Origin of the sequence: Phenylobacterium sp., from assembly GCF_004799395.1 — a bacterium.
Lineage (GTDB): Bacteria > Pseudomonadota > Alphaproteobacteria > Caulobacterales > Caulobacteraceae > Phenylobacterium.
Map to the genome: position 1 here is coordinate 1 of NZ_SSMZ01000209.1, position 3,527 is coordinate 3,527.

At 68.7% G+C, this 3,527-nt stretch carries 4 protein-coding genes and 1 pseudogene; all 5 read left to right on the forward strand.

The window, feature by feature from the left end; translation table 11 throughout:
- A partial coding sequence (locus E8A12_RS13385) for a M28 family metallopeptidase (RefSeq protein WP_293369502.1) occupies nucleotides 1-807 on the forward strand: 807 nt, incomplete at its 5' end.
- 4 nt (nucleotides 808-811) lie between these two features.
- Nucleotides 812-1,621, forward strand: a complete 810-nt coding sequence (locus E8A12_RS13390; protein ID WP_293369504.1) for a DUF72 domain-containing protein — start codon at nucleotides 812-814, stop codon at nucleotides 1,619-1,621.
- Nucleotides 1,622-1,685: 64 nt separating this feature from the next.
- Entirely contained in the window at nucleotides 1,686-2,594 is a 909-nt protein-coding gene (locus E8A12_RS13395) for an SDR family oxidoreductase (RefSeq protein WP_293369506.1), read from the forward strand.
- A gap of 98 nt (nucleotides 2,595-2,692) precedes the next feature.
- Nucleotides 2,693-3,328, forward strand: coding sequence for a TetR/AcrR family transcriptional regulator (locus E8A12_RS13400; RefSeq protein WP_293369509.1), 636 nt, complete (start codon nucleotides 2,693-2,695; stop codon nucleotides 3,326-3,328).
- Nucleotides 3,329-3,334: 6 nt separating this feature from the next.
- Nucleotides 3,335-3,527: pseudogene (locus E8A12_RS13405) on the forward strand (alpha/beta hydrolase); the annotation flags it as partial.

Here is a 3,527-nt window from a genome sequence, read left to right on the forward strand (position 1 = left end):
TCCACGGCCTTCGCCGTCGAGGCCAAGCACGTGATCTCGCACAACGTCGTGGGCGTGCTGCCGGGAACCAAGCATCCCAATGAGCGGATCATCTACACCGCCCACTGGGACCACCTGGGCGTCGGCCTGCCGGACGCCAAGGGCGACCGCATCTACAACGGCGCCGTCGACAACGCCTCGGGCGTCTCGAGCCTGATCGAACTGGCGCGGGCTTTCGCCCACGCGCCGCGCACTCAACGGACCGTTCAGTTCATGGCGGTGACCGCCGAGGAAAAGGGCCTGCTGGGTTCGGAGTACTACGCCACCACGCCGCTCTATCCGCTGGCCACCACGGTCGCCAACCTCAACACCGACGGCGCAGCGGTGAACGGCCCGGCCAAGGACATCAGCGTCTCCGGCGACGCGGGCCTCACCCTGCAGGACGACCTGATCGCCGTGGGCAAGGCGCACGGCCGCTATTTCACGCCGGACGCGCGGCCGGAGGCGGGGAGCTTCTTCCGCTCCGACCACTTCTCATTCGCCAAGCAGGGGGTGCCGGCGCTCTCCTTCCACTCCGGCCAGGATCTGGTGAAGGGCGGCGTCGCGGCCGGCAAGGCGGCCGGCGAGGCCTACGTCCGCGACAAATATCACCAGCCCGCCGACGAGTGGGATCCCAACTGGGACTTGAGCGGCATGAGCGCCGACCTGTCGATCCTCTTCGACCTCGGGACCCAGCTCGCCAACTCCCGCGAATGGCCGGACTGGAAACCGGGCTCGGAGTTCAAGGCGGCGCGGGACAAGACCGCGGCCCTGCGCAAGACGGAATAGGACGATGGCGGCCGGCAAGATCCGCTGTGGCGTCGGCGGCTGGACCTTCGAGCCCTGGCGCGGGGTCTTCTATCCGGAGGGCCTGCGCCAGGCCGATGAGCTGAGCTACGCGGCCTCCAAGCTCACCGCCATCGAGATCAACGGCACCTACTATTCCAGCTTCAAGCCGGACAGCTGGGCCAGGTGGCGGGCCTCGACGCCGGAGGGCTTCAAGTTCGCGGTCAAGGCCTCGCGCTTCTGCACCAACCGCAAAGTGCTGGCCGACGGCGCCGAGAGCATGGGCAAATTCCTGAACCAGGGCCTCTCCGAACTTGGCGATCGCCTGGGTCCAATCCTCTGGCAGTTCGCCAACACCAAGAAGTTCGACGCCGCCGACTTCGAGGGCTTCCTGAAGCTGTTGCCCGCCACCCAGGACGGTCTGCCCCTGGCCCACGTGCTGGAGGTCCGTCACCCGACCTTCATCGACCCGGCCTTCGTGGCGCTGGCCCGCAGGTACGGCGCGACCATCTGCCTGGCCGAACATTTCACCTATCCGATGATCCCCGATGTCACGGGCGACGTGGTCTACGCGCGGTTGCAGACCGGCTCCGACGACAACCTGACGGCCTATCCGCCCGCCGACCTGGACCTGTGGGTGGATCGTCTGAAGACCTATGCGACCGGCGGCGCGCCGACCGACCTGCCCATGGCCGACGCCGCAACGCCCGCGCCGGCGAAGCCCCGCGACGTCTACGCCTTCGTCATCCACGAGGGGAAGGTCCGCGCCCCAGCGGCCGCCATGGCGCTGATCGAACGGGCCGCCGCCGCGGCTTGACCGCCCTTAGGTCAGGGCGCTTCGCTGAAACCCACAAGAACGACACCCAAGGGAGGATGCGGCCATGGCCGAGCTTGCGATGGACGACCTGATGTTCCGGCCGGGCCTGATGAAGGGCCAGCGCATCCTGATCACCGGCGGCGGCACGGGCCTGGGCAAGGTGATGGCCGAGGGCTGCCTGATGCTGGGCGCTGAGGTCTACATCTGCGGCCGTCGGGGCGGGGTGGTGGACGCCGCCGCCAAGGACCTCACCGACGCCCACGGGGGCAAGTGCGTGGGGCTGGCCTGCGACATCCGCGTGCCCGAAGCCATCGCCGAGATGGTCGACACGGTCTGGGCCGATGGCGGGGCCATCACCGGCCTGGTGAACAACGCCGCCGGCAACTTCATCAGCCGCACCGAGGACTTAAGCCCCCGGGGCTTTGACGCCATCGCCAACATCGTCTTCCGGGGTTCGTTCTTCGTCACCCAGGAGTGCGGCAAGCGCTGGCTGGCTGAGGGCAAGCACGCCTCGGTGGTCTCGATCCTCACCACCTGGGTCTGGCACGGCGGGCCGTTCACGGTGCCGTCGGCCATGTCCAAGGCCGGCTTGAACGTCATGACCCAGTCGCTGGCCGTGGAGTGGGGCAACCGCGGCATCCGCTTCAACGCCATCGCCCCGGGGCCCTTCCCGACCGAAGGCGCCTGGGCGCGGCTGAACCCCGGCGCCGGCACGGAGTCGGAGGCGAAGGATCCCACCGTACCCCTCGATCGCAACGGCGAGATGCGCGAACTGGCCAACCTGGCGGTCTATCTGCTCGACCCGGGGTCGGCCTATGTGAACGGCCAGACCATCGCCATCGACGGCGGCAGCCACCTGCGCGGCGGCGGAGGCTTCAACCGCCTGGCCGCATGGGGCGACGCCGAATGGGAGGCGGCCCGGGATTCGATCCGCTCGACGAATGAGAAGGACCGGGCTCAGCGGACGGTGTGATCCTTCCCTTCCCGCGCGGAGGAACCAAGGTATTGGCTTTCCGGGTCGACACCCCCTAGAGTGACGCGCGTCACTTTTGAGTTTCTCCAAAAGAGTCCATGTCCGCTTCAATGTCCCAGGTCGCCTACCTCAATCCCGGCAAGCGCGAGCAGACCAAGGTCGCCAATCGCCAGGCGATCCTCGACGCGGCGCGCGAGGTGTTCGGGGAGCTTGGCTACGAGACCGCCACGGTGCGCGACATCATCCGCCGCACCGGGCTCGCGGCGGGCACCTTCTACAACTACTACCGCTCCAAGGAGGAGGTGTTCGCCGCCCTCGCCGACGACGGTGCGCGGCGCTTCGCCCCGATCCTGAAAAGCCTGCGCGGCAAGGGCTACAGCTTCGAGGAGTTCGTCCATCGCGCGATCGACGCCTACTTCGGCTTCATCGCCAACGAGCACAACAACTGGGCGGCCAAGCGTCCCGCCGGCGAACCGCACCTGCACGTCCAGGGCGAGACCCCGGAGATGGCCGCCGTCTTCGCCGAGATCCGCGACGCGCTCGCCGAGGACATCGCTCAGCGCAAGGGCCCCTTCGCCGACCCGGACTACATGGCCGCCGCCTGCATCGCCATCGCCCGCGACGTCGGCGACAAGATGCTGGAGCGCCGCCCGGTCGACACCGCCGGCGCCACCGAGTTCGCCGTCACCATGATCCTGGGCGGGCTGAAGGGCCTGCCCAAGGCGCAGGTCTAGGGGGCCATGCCCAGCCCCGCCACCCAGCGCATGATGGTCCGCAAGCTGCTCAGCCTGCCGACCTCCATGTTGCGCCTGATGGCCGGCGGCGGGGTGGTCTACCAGGGCGGTCGGACCCTCGACCCGCGCCTGCAGTACCTGGCGGCACAGTCGCGCGGCGCGCCGCCCATGACGACGCTCTCGCCAGAGGAAGCGCGGC

What these genes read in the sequence shown, in the direction of transcription:
- E8A12_RS13390 (WP_293369504.1), top strand. Translation starts at nt 812, where the DNA reads ATGGCGGCCGGCAAGATCCGCTGTGGCGTCGGCGGCTGGACCTTCGAG.
- E8A12_RS13395 (WP_293369506.1), top strand. Translation starts at nt 1,686, where the DNA reads ATGGCCGAGCTTGCGATGGACGACCTGATGTTCCGGCCGGGCCTGATG.
- E8A12_RS13400 (WP_293369509.1), top strand. Translation starts at nt 2,693, where the DNA reads ATGTCCGCTTCAATGTCCCAGGTCGCCTACCTCAATCCCGGCAAGCGC.